The organism is Streptococcus canis (assembly GCF_900636575.1).
Classification (GTDB): Bacteria; Bacillota; Bacilli; order Lactobacillales; family Streptococcaceae; genus Streptococcus; species Streptococcus canis.
This window is the reverse complement of the sequence record NZ_LR134293.1, coordinates 101,883-116,095: the sequence shown is the minus strand read 5'-3', so window position 1 is coordinate 116,095 and position 14,213 is coordinate 101,883. Positions and strand designations below refer to the sequence as shown.

General features: G+C 40.5%; 7 protein-coding genes and 2 pseudogenes. 5 read left to right on the top strand and 4 right to left on the bottom strand.

The features are described 5' to 3' along the window. Nucleotides 1-89: 89 nt before the first annotated feature. From EL097_RS00525 to EL097_RS00505, 4 genes and pseudogenes are all read right to left on the bottom strand, one after another. The gene (locus EL097_RS00525; protein WP_003046931.1) at nucleotides 90-1,025 is read right to left on the bottom strand and encodes a LacI family DNA-binding transcriptional regulator; all 936 of its coding nucleotides are present in this window, start codon (nucleotides 1,023-1,025) and stop codon (nucleotides 90-92) included. Beyond that, a complete protein-coding gene (locus tag EL097_RS00520; protein ID WP_081587276.1) occupies nucleotides 1,022-1,834 on the bottom strand; it encodes a Cof-type HAD-IIB family hydrolase in 813 nt (270 codons plus the stop codon). Before EL097_RS00520 ends, EL097_RS00525 begins: the two co-directional genes overlap by 4 nt. Nucleotides 1,835-2,157: 323 nt before the next feature. Then, a complete protein-coding gene (locus EL097_RS00515) occupies nucleotides 2,158-2,985 on the bottom strand; it encodes an exodeoxyribonuclease III (RefSeq protein WP_003046937.1) in 828 nt (275 codons plus the stop codon). Nucleotides 2,986-3,198: 213 nt separating this feature from the next. Continuing rightward, a pseudogene (locus EL097_RS00505) lies at nucleotides 3,199-3,360 on the bottom strand (group II intron reverse transcriptase/maturase); the annotation flags it as partial. A 316-nt stretch (nucleotides 3,361-3,676) separates the two neighbouring features. Here EL097_RS00505 and EL097_RS11095 point away from each other — a divergent pair. The 5 genes and pseudogenes from EL097_RS11095 to EL097_RS00475 form a co-directional block, all read left to right on the top strand. Continuing rightward, nucleotides 3,677-4,389 (top strand): annotated as a pseudogene (locus tag EL097_RS11095) (L-lactate permease); the annotation flags it as partial. Nucleotides 4,390-4,531: 142 nt separating this feature from the next. Further along, nucleotides 4,532-5,713, top strand: coding sequence for an L-lactate oxidase (gene lctO, locus EL097_RS00490; protein ID WP_003046950.1), 1,182 nt, complete (start codon nucleotides 4,532-4,534; stop codon nucleotides 5,711-5,713). Between the two features lie 271 nt (nucleotides 5,714-5,984). Further along, the gene (locus EL097_RS00485; protein WP_003046954.1) at nucleotides 5,985-10,961 is read left to right on the top strand and encodes a S8 family serine peptidase; all 4,977 of its coding nucleotides are present in this window, start codon (nucleotides 5,985-5,987) and stop codon (nucleotides 10,959-10,961) included. Between the two features lie 222 nt (nucleotides 10,962-11,183). Beyond that, nucleotides 11,184-12,860: a hypothetical protein gene (locus tag EL097_RS00480; RefSeq protein WP_081587255.1), complete on the top strand. Its 1,677-nt coding sequence runs from the start codon at nucleotides 11,184-11,186 to the stop codon at nucleotides 12,858-12,860. A 459-nt stretch (nucleotides 12,861-13,319) separates the two neighbouring features. After that, the gene (locus EL097_RS00475) at nucleotides 13,320-14,027 is read left to right on the top strand and encodes a YoaK family protein (RefSeq protein ID WP_003046963.1); all 708 of its coding nucleotides are present in this window, start codon (nucleotides 13,320-13,322) and stop codon (nucleotides 14,025-14,027) included. Nucleotides 14,028-14,213: the final 186 nt, after the last annotated feature.

The following is a 14,213-nucleotide window of genomic DNA, read 5'->3' as shown; positions in this document are numbered from 1 at the left end:
TCCATTATTAATATTTAGTGATAAATAATTATACCCTTCCCTTCTCTAAAGAACAAGTAAAAGGTCTCTAAAAAAGGATAGGGGGAGTACTACCTATTTTTGAAAAATTGTGAAGGGAGAGTTAGGTGCGCTACACGTGTCCCAGTTGCTAACGAAAAAGCATGCTTCCCTAATTGAAAACGGTTGTTATCGATACTTGGAAGGTGTAACAATTGACCAGAACGTTGTTTGTCTTGGCTGACAACAAGAGGAGGTTGGAGCTGATGTTCTTGATAGTAGGTCAGGATACCTGCGGCAACATCGTCACCGTTTGCAACAATAGCATCAAAACTGGTATCTTGACTTAATGTAGCCGCTAATTGATAAGCTTCTTCATAGGTTGAGACCTGACCAAAGCTTTCATAAGGGTGTTGATTGCCTAAGTTTGCTTTGAAAGCTGAGAGCGTAGCCTTGAAAGTCGAACTGGTTACTTTATTTCGACTAAATAGTAGGGCACATTTGCCAACATTATAACCAGCTAACCACTGAAATAACTCTTGTAAACCCTGATGTCGATCAATAGAAACACTAGAAATTTTCTTAGACGTGCAGTGTTCTAATAGGACAATTTGACCGTAATCAGCATACCTTTTTACAAGCCTTAGAGGGATTTTACGGGAGGTGAAAATAAGACTATCAAATGCTTTTCCTTTTAGCTGTTCCAGATAGTCTCGCTCAATCTCTTGCTTGTAATCAGAAGGTAGAAAAAGAAGTTGGTATTGGCTTTCTAAGGCAGCTTCCATCAAGCCCCTAAAAATATCGATAAAATAAGGGTGCTTAGTGTGGGGAATGATGACGCCGATACGATTGGTTTTTCCGGTGCTTAATTGTCGAGCTGTCATATTAGGGCTGTAATCCAATTGTTGAATAACTGCTGCAATAATCTGGCTAGTTTCTTGCGAGACATAGTCTGATTGATTTAGATAACGTGAGACAGTGGATGGAGCTACCCCAGCCAATTTAGCGATATCACGGATACTTGTCATTGGTGTCCTTTCACATACTTCCAAATGCCGTAAGCCACCCCATCTTGGTCATTTGTGGTTGTCACGAAAGTTGCTTGTTTGAGAACATCAAGATGTGCATTGGCCATGGCGATAGACGTACCAACTTTAGCAAACATTGGCAAATCGTTATGCCCATCTCCAAAGGCAACTGTTGCTTCCTTTGGAAGTTTGAGAGTAGTCATTATATAGTCGATTCCTCGTGACTTAACCGCTTCTTGATGTGTTATTTCTAGATAATAAGAGCCAGATTGTTGAATACTAACTCCCTCTAACTGTAATTGTAACAAATTTTCCTTGAGAGTTTGCATTTCTAAATCATCAAATGTTATTAACATGATTTTAAAAATAGGCTCTGTTGGAGAAAGGTAGCTGTTTAAAGGGACTAATTCAGGCTCAAGCAGCGTTAATTGGCTTTCGTAATCAACGCCATCATCTTTTTTGAAGCTTAACCATTTATCTTTATAATAATAAGACTGGCTAAGTTCAGGATAGGTTTGTTGAATATAATCAATTAGGAGTTGACCTGCTTGCTCAGGTAGAGGAAGTTCTGCAATAGTCTCGAGTTGATGCTGATGATATTGGTAAATCAGTCCTCCATTAAATCCAATTTGAGGGCCAGTAAGGTCAAGGGCATCAATAGCTTCTTTCATTTCGAAAGGAGCACGTGCTGAAACGAGGGTGATTGGCAGCTGTGCTTTTTTTATGCGTGCAGCATTTGAGGGGGTGACATGCCCATGACGATTCAAGAGTGTACCGTCCATATCTAAAAAAAGGTGTTTTTGCATAATCATTGTCTCCTTTACGCATGATATGGGTCAAGTATAAAGGATGGAACGCGTTCCATGTCAAGTCTTAGATACAAAAAAAGAAGGAAATCCTTCTCAGATTGAAGAAAAATTGTCCCAAATGGACGTTTTCTTCAATCTGTTTTTGCTTTTCTAAAAACGAAAAACTCCTGAAACACGTAACATGAGTATTTCAAGAGTTAGTTGACATCATAATCATTAAACGATTGTCATTGACAGCTTCTAAAAATAGAGTTTGCCTACGTTCTGAAAGAAAGGAATCCTTCCTTTTCTTTAGTTGAGTTGTCAGGGTACTTTAGGTGACATTATAAGTCAATATCCAAGAGGATTGGTGTATGGTCTTGGCGCTCTCCAGAAGAAATCATTTCAGAACGGTTAATCTTATCCACAAGTCGGTTTGACGTTAACCAATAGTCAATTCTCCAACCGGTATTGTTGATTTTGCTGGTTTTGCTACGTTGCGCCCACCAGGTATAAACATTGGGAATATCTCCGTGCAATTGACGGAAGGTATCTGTAAATCCTCTTGCCAATAGGTTAGTAAAGCCTTGACGCTCTTCATCGGTAAAACCGGGTGAGCGTCGATTGCTACTAGGGTTTGCCAAGTCAATCTCTTTGTGGGCAACGTTGTAATCTCCCGTGGCCAAAACAGGCTTTTGGGCATCAAGTTCAGCTAAGTAATCAGCGTATTTTTGGTCCCAGATTTGACGGTCTTCTAAACGTCTAAGGCCATCGCCGGCATTAGGAGTGTAAACCTGTGTGACGAAAAACTCTTCAAATTCTAGGGTAATAATACGGCCCTCGGCATCCATTGTTGTTGGGGCACCAATTTCTGGAAAGGTAACGACAGGGTTTAGCGTGTTTTTGTAAAGGAACATGGTTCCCGCGTAGCCTTTTCGAGCAGGCTCTACTGAAGAACGCCAAACATGTAAATAGTCTGGAAAATAACCAAGTAAGGTCTCGATATGTTTTTTGGTAGGACCCTTAGCAGATAATTTGGTTTCTTGGATAGCAATAATATCCGCATCTTGAGCGACTAAAGTGTCTAAAACAGCGCGTGATAGAAGGGCACGAGGAGATTCTCCTGTGAGGGCAGCGTTTAAGGAATCAATGTTCCATGAGATAAGTTTCATTGAGTTTCTCTTTCTAACAGATAATCTTACTTTTATTGTAACAAAAAAAGAAGTGAGTGGCGACTTTTGGAGTTTTAAACTTTAGTTGAGAAAGTAAGGGGCGATTGTTATAATGAAAAATACCAAGGATAATAGTGACAAGCTGAAAATCGAGTAGAGGTCAACTTCTAGCCCCTCTCACACCACCGTACGTGCCGTTTGGCATACGGCGGTTCAACTAATCTTTAACGCATGTCGTTCTAAATAATAATCTAAGTATGAAACCAGTCCTCGTGCAGTGAGGACTGGTTTTGATATGGCACGCTTTAAAACTGACTTCTGTGCTACAAATTGGTAGTGGTCTTCCCAGCCTGAAACTTTATCAGCTATCCATCTAGTTACTTTATTTATTGGAATTAAGAAATCCATAACTGCCCAGAAAGCCCCTGCCTTATACCTCATCTATTGGCTGCTGCCTAGTTTGTGTCTGGTGGTGCAGACAGCTATTTTATTAACCTCGGCTGGCTTTGTAACCCCTAATCTATTCAATCCAATAGCAGGACTTGTCTGTCTTTTGATAGTATTGAGTTCTCTCCTAGCCTAGCTTAAGCAAAATCCTATCATGGGTATTCGCCTTCCTTGAGCCTTAGCAGATATGGTTAAAATTGGAAGAAAAGAGAGCATTGTTGCAGATAATGCTCAGTCTGCAACAGTAAAAGAAGGCGTTATGGCTTCCTTATCATTTCTTCTTGTCTTTACCTTTATTATCTTGACATCATCCTTGTTCCCTGCGCTTAATCAATCTTTGGCAAAAAGTATCGACTATTTTTTCCATTTAAACGGGCGACCATGCTAAGCCCTATAGGATTAACTGGTTAACTTCCCCAGCAACCATGATTATCTTAACTACAATCTTAGCAGGATTGGGTCAGGGCATGACACTCGGTCAAATTGGTCGTATTTTCGGAAAGAGTCTCAAACAGTTGACCAAGACTATGGTAACAGTGGTTTCCATTGTTACTCTATCCAAAGTCATGAGTTACAGTGGCATGACTTTGGAACCATCGCAGTTAGTTTAGTAGCTGTGACGGGTGCTTTTATCCTTTTATTGCTCCCATTATTGGTTCGCTTGGAACCTTTATTACAGGAAGTGACACCTCTGCCAATGTTTTATTTGGAGAATTACAAGTCAAGGCGGCAAGCAATCTTACGATGACCCCTTCCTGGCTAGCAGCTGCTAATATGTCAGGAGCAACCGCAGGGAAAATGATTTCTCCTCAAAGTATTGCTGTTGCTGCAGTAGCTATTGGTTTGGAAGGCCAAGAAGGACGGCTACTAAAAGAGATGATTAAGTTCTGTTTCCTTTATATCCTACTAACTTGCTTAGTAGTCTTTATTATGGGGAAAGTGTTAGGTTATCTCTAGCTAAAAAAGCTACAGCTAAAGTCTTTATTAAAAAACTAAAAAATGTGTGAGCATATACTTTGACAGTCGAAAGACATTCTAATATAATTTAGATACAATTTGTAAGCGCTAACAAATCATTAAATATCATAGGAGAATATAAATGGCACAAAGAACAGTCGTTACAGAAGACACAACAGACTTCGTTATGGATTTCAAAACGAGTAGCGCTGAAGGAAACGTAGACTTTATTAACGTTTTTGATTTAGAAAAAATGGCTCAACAGGTCATTCCTAAAGGGGCCTTTGGATATATTGCAAGTGGTGCAGGAGATACCTTCACCCTTCATGAAAATATTCGTTCCTTTAACCACAAATTGATTGTTCCACATTCTCTTAAAGGGGTTGAAAATCCATCAACAGAGATCACCTTTGATGGTGATCGATTAACCTCTCCCCTTATTCTAGCTCCTGTTGCAGCTCATAAATTGGCTAATGAGCAAGGTGAAGTTGCATCAGCTAAAGGGGTTAGTGAGTTTGGTACCATCTATACCACAAGTTCTTATTCAACCACTGACCTCCCAGAGATTAGTGCTGCTTTAAATGGGACACCGCACTGGTTCCAATTCTATTACAGTAAAGATGATGGGATTAACCGTAACATCATGGACCGTGTTAAAGCTGAAGGTTATAAGGCCATTGTTCTTACTGCTGATGCAACAGTGGGAGGCAACCGTGAAGTGGATAAACGTAACGGCTTTGTTTTTCCAGTAGGTATGCCAATTGTTCAAGAATACCTACCTGATGGAGCTGGGAAAACCATGGATTATGTTTATAAATCAGCCAAACAAGCCCTCACACCAAAAGATGTTGAATACATCGTCCAATACTCTGGCTTGCCTGTTTACGTCAAAGGGCCTCAATGTGCCGAGGATACTTTACGTGCGTTGGATGCAGGAGCATCAGGTATCTGGGTAACCAATCACGGTGGTCGTCAGTTGGACGGTGGGCCAGCTGCTTTTGACTCCTTACAAGAAGTAGCTGAAACAGTTGACAAACGTGTTCCGATTGTCTTTGATTCAGGTATTCGTCGTGGTCAACATGTCTTCAAAGCTATTGCCTCAGGGGCAGACCTTGTTGCTCTAGGTCGTCCTGTTGTTTACGGTTTGGCAATGGGAGGTAGCATTGGTACTCGTCAAGTCTTTGAAAAATTAAACGACGAGTTGAAGATGGTCATGCAGCTTGCTGGAACACAAACGATTGAAGACATTAAAAACTTCACTCTACGCCACAACCCATATGATTCTTCTATCCCATTTGACCAAAATGCTCTTCGCTTGGACTAAGTCATCAGCTTGTTAAAATCAGAAAACTTCGCTTACCCTGAAATGGTAAGCGGCGTTTTTTGATTTGTGACGAATGAAAGGCAGGGCTCTCAAATTCTTCATTTTTAGAGAATTAGAGTTATTGATTAAAAAGTTAAATTTCTTACATGATTAAGATCAGGGATTGATTTTCTCTGAAAAATATGGTTAAATAACCAAATATAATTAATAAAAAATGAGGTATTCATTAACGAAAAATACTTTCATTTAATCCAATTTAGGAGGAAATCAAGTGGAGAAAAAGCAACGCTTTTCACTTAGAAAATACAAATCGGGAACAGTTTCGGTTTTGATCGGAAGTGTTTTCTTGATGGCAACGACCACAGTAGCAGCCGAGGAACAGGTTTCTGGTGACAACAACAAACCTGTCCCGCACATGGTGCAATCAGACGGACAGGCAAGTTCACAAGAAGTTCAAACCCTGTCTGAAATGAGTATAAGTCTTGACCTACAGACCGCAGATGCTCAATCGCCTGCGGAAACAGCCATAGCCATAAAAGAAGACGATAAAGAAGCAGACAGGCTGCCAGCAGAGGCAATAGTAATAGATAGTAGCTCGGATAAGAGTACTGGTCAAGCAGTAGCTTCTGGTCAGTCTAAAGCCTTGCCGCCAGTCAACATGGATATTCATGATTGGGTTAAAACAAAGGGAGCCTGGGATAAAGGTTTCAAAGGTCAGGGCAAGGTTATTGCTATTATCGATACTGGTATTGATGCCAGTCATCAAGCCATGCGTATTACGGATTTATCGTTAGCTAAGGTAAAGTCAAAAGAAGAGATGGCCAGGCGTCAAAAAACTGCTGGCATTCACTATGGGAGTTGGGTAAATGATAAGGTTATTTTTGCCCATAACTATGTGGAAAATAATGAGAAAGTCAAAGAGGTTAAGTTTGATTTTGAGGAGAGTTTAGAGGACTTTGACATTACCGTTGACGTTCAAAGACTCAACACATCAAAACGCTACCGCCCTCAAGCAGTTGAGGCACCAAAAGAAACTGTAATTAAGATAGAAGACATTCCGGGTGTTTTTGAGATTGATTGGCCAGAAATAGACGATGATAGCAAATACGAGTCTCACGGAATGCATGTTACGGGAATTGCAACTGGAAATGGAATCGAACCAGCAGCTGTCGGAGAACGTTTCTTGGGTATTGCGCCAGAAGCTCAAGTAATGTTTATGCGGGTCTTTGCTAGTGATCTTACTGGAACAGGAGATTCTCTTTTTGTTAAAGCCATCGAAGATGCAGTTGCCCTAGGAGCGGATGTGATTAACCTTAGCCTTGGGTCAGCGAACGGTTCTCATCTCAATGGGAATCACCCCTTGATGATAGCTATTGAAAAAGCTAGACAGGCTGGAGTATCCGTTGTAGTAGCCGCTGGAAATGAGCGTGCCTTTGGCTCTGACCATGACGATCCTTTTGTAACCAACCCCGATTATGGTTTGGTTGGCTCTCCATCGACAGGTCGTCCTCCAACATCTGTTGCAGCTATTAATAATAAATGGATTTTTGAACGGCTAATGACTGTCGAGGGCTTGGAAAACCGTGCTGATTTAAATAATGGCAAAGCTATTTATTCAGAATCAGTTGACTTTAAGGACATCAAGGATAGTCTAGGTTATGATAAACCATATCAATATATCTATGTTAAGGATCTCACTGAGGCCGGTTATAAGGCCAAGAATGTCGAAGGTAAAGTGGTGTTAATCGAACGTGATCCGAAAAAGTCCTTCGATGACATGATTGCTCAAGCCAAAAAACATGGGGCTTTAGGAGTTCTTATTTTTAACAATATTCCTGGTCAGGCAAATCGAACTATGCGTCTCAGTAGTACTGGAATGGTATTACCATCAGCTTTTATTTCCCATGAATTTGGGAAGGCTATGTCAGTCTTGCATGGTGATGGAAGTGGAAGTTTAGTTTTTGACAGCAGCTTGTCCAAAGCGCTTAGTCAAAAAGGGAATGAAATGAACCATTTTTCAAACTGGGGACTAACCTCTGATGGCTACTTGAAACCTGATATTACAGCGCCTGGTGGAGATATTTATTCAACTTATAATGATAACCACTATGGTAATCAGACAGGAACCAGCATGGCGTCTCCTCAAATTGCAGGTGCTAGTCTTTTGGTGAAGCAATATCTCCAGCAACTTAAGCCTGACTTACCACAAGAACAGATAGCTGATCTTGTTAAAAATCTTCTGATGAGTAATGCTCAAGTACACATCAATCCCATCACCAAAACCACAACATCGCCACGTCAGCAGGGAGCTGGTTTGCTCAATATTGAAGCAGCAGTAAGCAGTGGACTCTATGTCACAGGAAAAGATAATTACGGTAGTATTTCTCTAGGAAATGTCACAGATACTATTTCTTTTGAAGTAACAGTTCACAATTTATCACAAGAAACCAAGTCACTCCGCTACGAGACAGAATTATTAACGGATGCTATTGATTCCAAAGAAGGGCGTTTTACATTGTCCTCTCGATCTTTGAAAACTTATCAAGGAGATATTGTTGACATTCCAGCGAATGGTCAAAAGACAGTTACGATCCAGCTAGATGCGTCAGCTTTCGCTGAAGAATTAAGCAAGCAAATGCCAAATGGTTATTATTTGGAAGGCTTTGTTCGTTTTGTGGATAGTAAAAATAAACAGCACAATCAGATTAATATTCCTTTTGTAGGCTTCAAAGGTGCATTTGAAAACTTAGCAGTGGTTGAAGAGTCTATTTACCAGTTAAAAGCACAAGGGAAAAAGGGCTTTTACTTTGATGAGTCTGGTCCTAAAGATGATATTTACGTGGGTAAGCATTTTACAGGATTGGTGACACTTGGTGCGGAAACGAATGTCTCAACGGCAACGGTTTCAGATAATGGGCTACACACATTAGGTACGTTTAGAAATCAAGAAGGGAAATTTATCTTAGCTAAAAATAGTCAAGGGCAACCCGTTCTGGCCATTTCACCAAATGGGGATAATAACCAAGACTTTGCAGCTTTCAAGGGCGTTTTCTTGCGAAAGTACCAAGGACTCAAAGCCAGTGTTTATTTGGCTAGTGATGCAGCGCATAAAGAGCCTTTATGGGTTAGTCCAAAAACTTTCAAAGGTGATAAAAATTTTAATAGTGACATTCGTTTTGCGAAATCAACAACACTATTAGAAACAGAATTTGAGGGGAAATCCTTGACAGGTGCTGAGTTACCAGATGGTTATTACCATTATGTGGTATCTTATTACCCAGATGTGGTTGGGGCCAAGCGTCAAGAAATGACCTTTGAATTGATTTTAGATCGTCAAAAACCAGTTTTAGGTCAAGCAACTTTTGATCCCGCTACTAATCGCTTCAAACCATCAGTTTTAGAAGATCGTGGCCAATCAGGTGTTTTAAGAAACAGTGTCTTTTATTTGGACACCAAAGACGGGAAGCCCTACACTATTACCATTAATGACGGCTACAAATATGTCTCTGTGGCAGACAATAAACAATTTGTGCCTCGACAAGCAGATGGCAGCTTTATTTTACCGATTGATAAGGTTGCCTTGGATGACTTCTATTATATGGTGGAGGACTTTGCAGGCAACAGGGCTATTGCTAAATTAGGAGATCATCTGCCTGAGTCTCTTGAGCAAGAAGTGATGACGTTCAATCTGACTGAAGGCAATTACCAAACCAAAAAAGTTTATGATGATCAGCTTGAGATGGCTGTAACTGATACAGGATTAGTCACTAATCAAGCACATTTAGCAGTAACTCATCGCAATCGTCCTCAGAGTCATTTGGTCAAATTGAACCATGAATTGTTCATTTCTCCAAATGGGGATGGCAACAAGGACTTTGTGGCCTTTAAAGGGGTACCAAACAAGAACTATCAAGACTTACAAGTCACTGTTTTTGCTAAAGACGACCAGAAGAGATCTCAGCCTATTTGGTTTAGTCAACTAGGAGCTAATGTCTCAGATAGTGAAAGTACTGCTTGGCATGGCGTAACAGCTGGAGGTGCCAAAGTCAGATCCGGTGAGTATCAATATGTGATTAACTATCGCGATGAAAACGGTACTGCTCATGAAGAAACTCATATCGTGACAGTCAGTTATCATAAACCAATCCTCACTCAGGGACGTTTCCATACGGTGAAGGATGTCGAATACTTTACACCTAGCAAACCGCAAGCTATCAGTACTTCAGGAATTGCCCGAGAAGAAGTGTTCTACTTGATTTCCAAGAATGGGCGTAACTTTAATGTGACAGAAGATAAGCACACTGTTATAGTTAGTGATAACAAGGTCTTCCTTCCTAAAAATGAGGATGGTTCCTACACCATTCCTAAAATTGAAGGGGTTGCAGCGGCTAACTTTTATTATCTCGTGGAAGACAAGGCTGGTAATGTATCCTTTACGACTTTGCCTAATCTCAGAGAAGTAGGGCAGGACAAAGGGGTCTTAAGCTTGGCTCTAGACCTACCTATTCTTGAAGAAAAATTCCCAACTAGATTTACCTATCTTGTTCGCGATGCTGACGGTAAACCTATTGAAACCTTGGATTATTTCAATAACTCAGCAAACAGCTTGATTTTGCCATTTGGCCACTACACAGTTGAGCTGTTGACCTACGATACCAATCTTTTGGAACTTCAATCCGATAAAGTCCTTCCGTTTACCTTAACGGCAGAAAATGACTTTCAACACATTGACTTTAAAATGACAAAGCTGGCATCGGGCCAAGTAACTGTTCATTTTGATAACTTGCTGCCAGCGGGTAGTCAGGTAAGCCTTAGAGCACCTCAAGGCCACTTGATTCCTCTCAACCAGTCTTTATATGTGCCAAGGGCTTATGGCAAAATGGTTCAGGCGGGTACCTATGAACTGGTCGTCTCCCTTCCAAAAGGTTACCACATTGATGGAGAGACCAAGGTGCTAGTCCAGCAAAATGACGTTCATGAATTGGCAGTGCGTCTAGTGCCAGACTCAGCTCATTTAGCTGTATCTCCGGCTGAGAAAGACATGTCTGCACTAGCTAATATTGGCTCTGATTACTTTGCGTTGCCAACCATGGCAGATCATGTAGAAAGCAGGGCAAAATCAGCAGGAGTAGCTCAATTACCAAGGACTGGCGATAAGACTATGGTTAAATGGAGTGCATTTGGCTTCTTAATCCTTACACTCTCTTACCTCTTTAGCCGTAAAAAAGACCTCTCATCAACAGATTAGACGAATGGTACAGAAAGCTTTCGTTGATTTCACCTGATGAGACAAAATATCTTAGTTGATAAAGGGTGACAAGCACATCTAAATAAGCGTATAGGACTTTCTCACGTTCCAATCTCTTCCAACTTTAATACCATTTTTGGACACAAGTATGTTACAATATAATAAATAAGATAAGGAATTTAGGTTCTTCATTTTTAGAGACTGATTGGTTAGGAGATTGTCATTATGAAGAAAACGGTAACGCTAATTTTGGTTGGGTTAGACCTCTTTGTTCTGGCGGCTTTTTATTGGATTTATTTGCCGGCCTTAAATATTTGGAGTTTAACGTTTTGGTTTTTTGTTATTCTTGCTCTCATGCTGGCTTTGATGACCTTGGCCATCTTGTCAAGTTTTGACTTAAAAAAAACGGTAACGCATGCCTTTAAGCAAGGTTATGGCCGCAAAGATGTCACTGCGCGATTTTCAATGACTTCTTCAACAGGAGTATTGAAGTGGCTTATTCTGACCATCGCGATAATTGTCGGACTCTTGTCATTAATAGCAGTGGTTAATACGAAACTTTTTCGTGCCAAGTCCTATGCTCATGTGATTCATGTCAAGGATGCCGACTTTAACAAAGATTTCCCAGAAACGGATTTATCAGCACTTGCTCTTTTAGACCGAGATTCTGCCGAAAAAATTGGTGACACCTATCTAGGAACGATTGACAAGGTCTCTCAGTTTGGTATTTCAGACGAATATCGTCAGATTACCATTGGCAAGCTTCCTTATCGTGTCTCACCTTTAGAATACAAGTCTTTTTGGAAATGGGTGACCAACCGTCAAGAAGGGATTAATTACTATGTCAAGGTTAATCAAACCACAGGCAAGGCCGAATTGGTCAAATTAAAAAAAGCCATGAAGTATTCGCGTTCTGAGTACCTTTTCCGAGATACTATGAGGCATTTGCGTTTTCAGTATCCGATGACTATTTTTGCTGATCCTTCTTTTGAAGTTGATGACGATGGTAATCCCTACTATGTTGCAACAACCTATGCTCCAAAATTTGGCTTGTCATCGCAGGATCCGACAGGTGTCATCTTATTAGATGCTGTTAGCGGCAAGTCCACATTTTATGACCTCAAATCAGTGCCAAAATGGGTAGATCGTGTCTATTCTTCTGAAAATGTTCTGGAAAGGGTTAACGACCATTATACCTATCAAAATGGGTATTGGAATACTGTCTTTAGCCAAACAGGTGTCAAACAAACAACAGATAGTTACAATTACATCACCATCGGTTCAGATATTTATCTCTACACAGGTATTACATCAGCGACCGCTGACTCATCAAACCTTGGCTTTATCTTGGTTAATATGCGGACAAGAGAAATTACCAACTACAAGCTAGCTTCAGCTACGGAACGCTCTGCCATGAAGTCTGCCGAAGGAGAAGTTCAAGAAAAAAAATATTCTGCAACCGCCCCAACACTCGTCAAGTTAAATGATAAAGCTTACTATTTGATTTCGTTGAAAGATGATGCTGGTCTGGTTAAATCCTATGCTCTGGTTGATGCAGAAGATTATCAACAAGTTACGGTTAATAATGATATTCAAACCTTGATTGCTCAGTTTACTGATCGTGATACCAGTTCCTTGTCGTCAGCAACAGCTTCTAAGAAAAAAGCTAAGCTTATTTCTGGACAAATAGATCAATTAGCCAGTCAAATCATTTCAGGAACAACGGTTTATTACCTTGCCTCTGATGGTCGCATTTATAAGGTTAAGGCAAGTAACGACACAACTGATTACTTACCTTTCCTTAAGGTCGGTGATCGCTTTGAAGCGGAATTAGCAGATGAACATTTCCTAAAAAACTTTAAGATGATTGACCCCAATAAGCAACAGGTAACAGAATAAAGAGGAAAAGGACAAGTCATGAGCACTTGTTCTTTTCTTTATTATGACTCGAAGCCATAAGATAAAAGCTTGTTGTTACGGGCTTCAGTCAAGTAATGCAAGCATAACCTGAACGTCTTCAGCGAGCGTCTTTAGGCGCCGCTGGAGAGAAACGGCTTATAGCCGGTGTACAAGCTACCCGTTTTCACGGGTGGTTATGACTCCTTGTCTGGGAATAAAACTGATGAGGAGGCTTTAAAAAATACAGAGAAAATCTTAGAGAGGCTTGATTTGCCAGCACTCGTATGCTATACTAAGCCTACCATTTGGAGGTTTGCCAGCTTTGGTAGGGCGAGTGTGTCTGTTAAACCTTTCTTAGCTGGTCTGGCTGCCAAATCTCCTTAAAGCGAGCAAAATACTGTTCTTCAGTATTTTTTCTTTTGCAAAATACGGTCAATGAAGGGTGTTAAAAGGACCAGGATGTCGAGAAAAAAACGAAAGAAATATCAGGTTTATGAGGGATTACGGTGTGCCATGATGCTCTGTTTTATCAGTGGCTATGTCAATGCCTTTACCTATATGACTCAAGGCAAGCGTTTTGCTGGAGTACAGACAGGAAACCTCTTATTTTTGGCTATTCGTCTATCGGAAAATCAATTACAGGAGGCGCTGCAATATTTACTTCCCGTGACAGTTTTTATGCTTGGACAGTCCATTACTTATTTTATGCGCCACTGGGCCACTAAAAAGGGGATACACTGGTACCTCTTATCTAGTTTTATTTTAACGGGGATTGCTTTAGTGACAGCCTTATTAACCCCTTTGCTGCCCTCATTTTTTACGGTATCAGCCTTGGCTTTTTTTGCTTCTATTCAGGTAGATACCTTTAAAACCTTGCGAGGAGCTAGTTATGCTAATGTTATGATGACAGGAAATATTAAAAATGCCGCTTATTTATTGACCAAAGGCTTGTATGAAAGGAACCAAGAAATCATCCATATTGGTCGTAATACCTTGATTGTCATTGTAGCCTTTGCCTGCGGCGTGGTTTGCTCGACCCTCTTATCCTTATCACATGGTGAATATGCTTTGTCTCCTATCTTAATTCCTTTACTCTATGTCAATTACCTGTTGGCTCAGGAATTTTATCACGTTCAAACCAAAATCAAACCGATTAAAAGAACTTGACTGACTTGTGGAGCGAAGAAGCTCATTTAGGGCAAGATTTTGATTGCTCTCCCCTGATTTACTGGTTTTGCTGCCCCTTAAAATATGGTATAATGAACCATTGATAACTGTTGTTTTCAGTTAATCTTTTCCGAATAGAAGATTGATGCAGCAGGTTTACTTAGCCTTGATTGGCTGAGCTCAGAC

Excerpts from the sequence above, each read along its gene's own strand:
- EL097_RS00475 (WP_003046963.1), top strand. The coding sequence starts at position 13,320 with ATGTCGAGAAAAAAACGAAAGAAATATCAGGTTTATGAGGGATTACGG.
- EL097_RS00525 (WP_003046931.1), bottom strand. The coding sequence starts at position 1,025 with ATGACAAGTATCCGTGATATCGCTAAATTGGCTGGGGTAGCTCCATCC.
- lctO (WP_003046950.1), top strand. The coding sequence starts at position 4,532 with ATGGCACAAAGAACAGTCGTTACAGAAGACACAACAGACTTCGTTATG.
- EL097_RS00515 (WP_003046937.1), bottom strand. The coding sequence starts at position 2,985 with ATGAAACTTATCTCATGGAACATTGATTCCTTAAACGCTGCCCTCACA.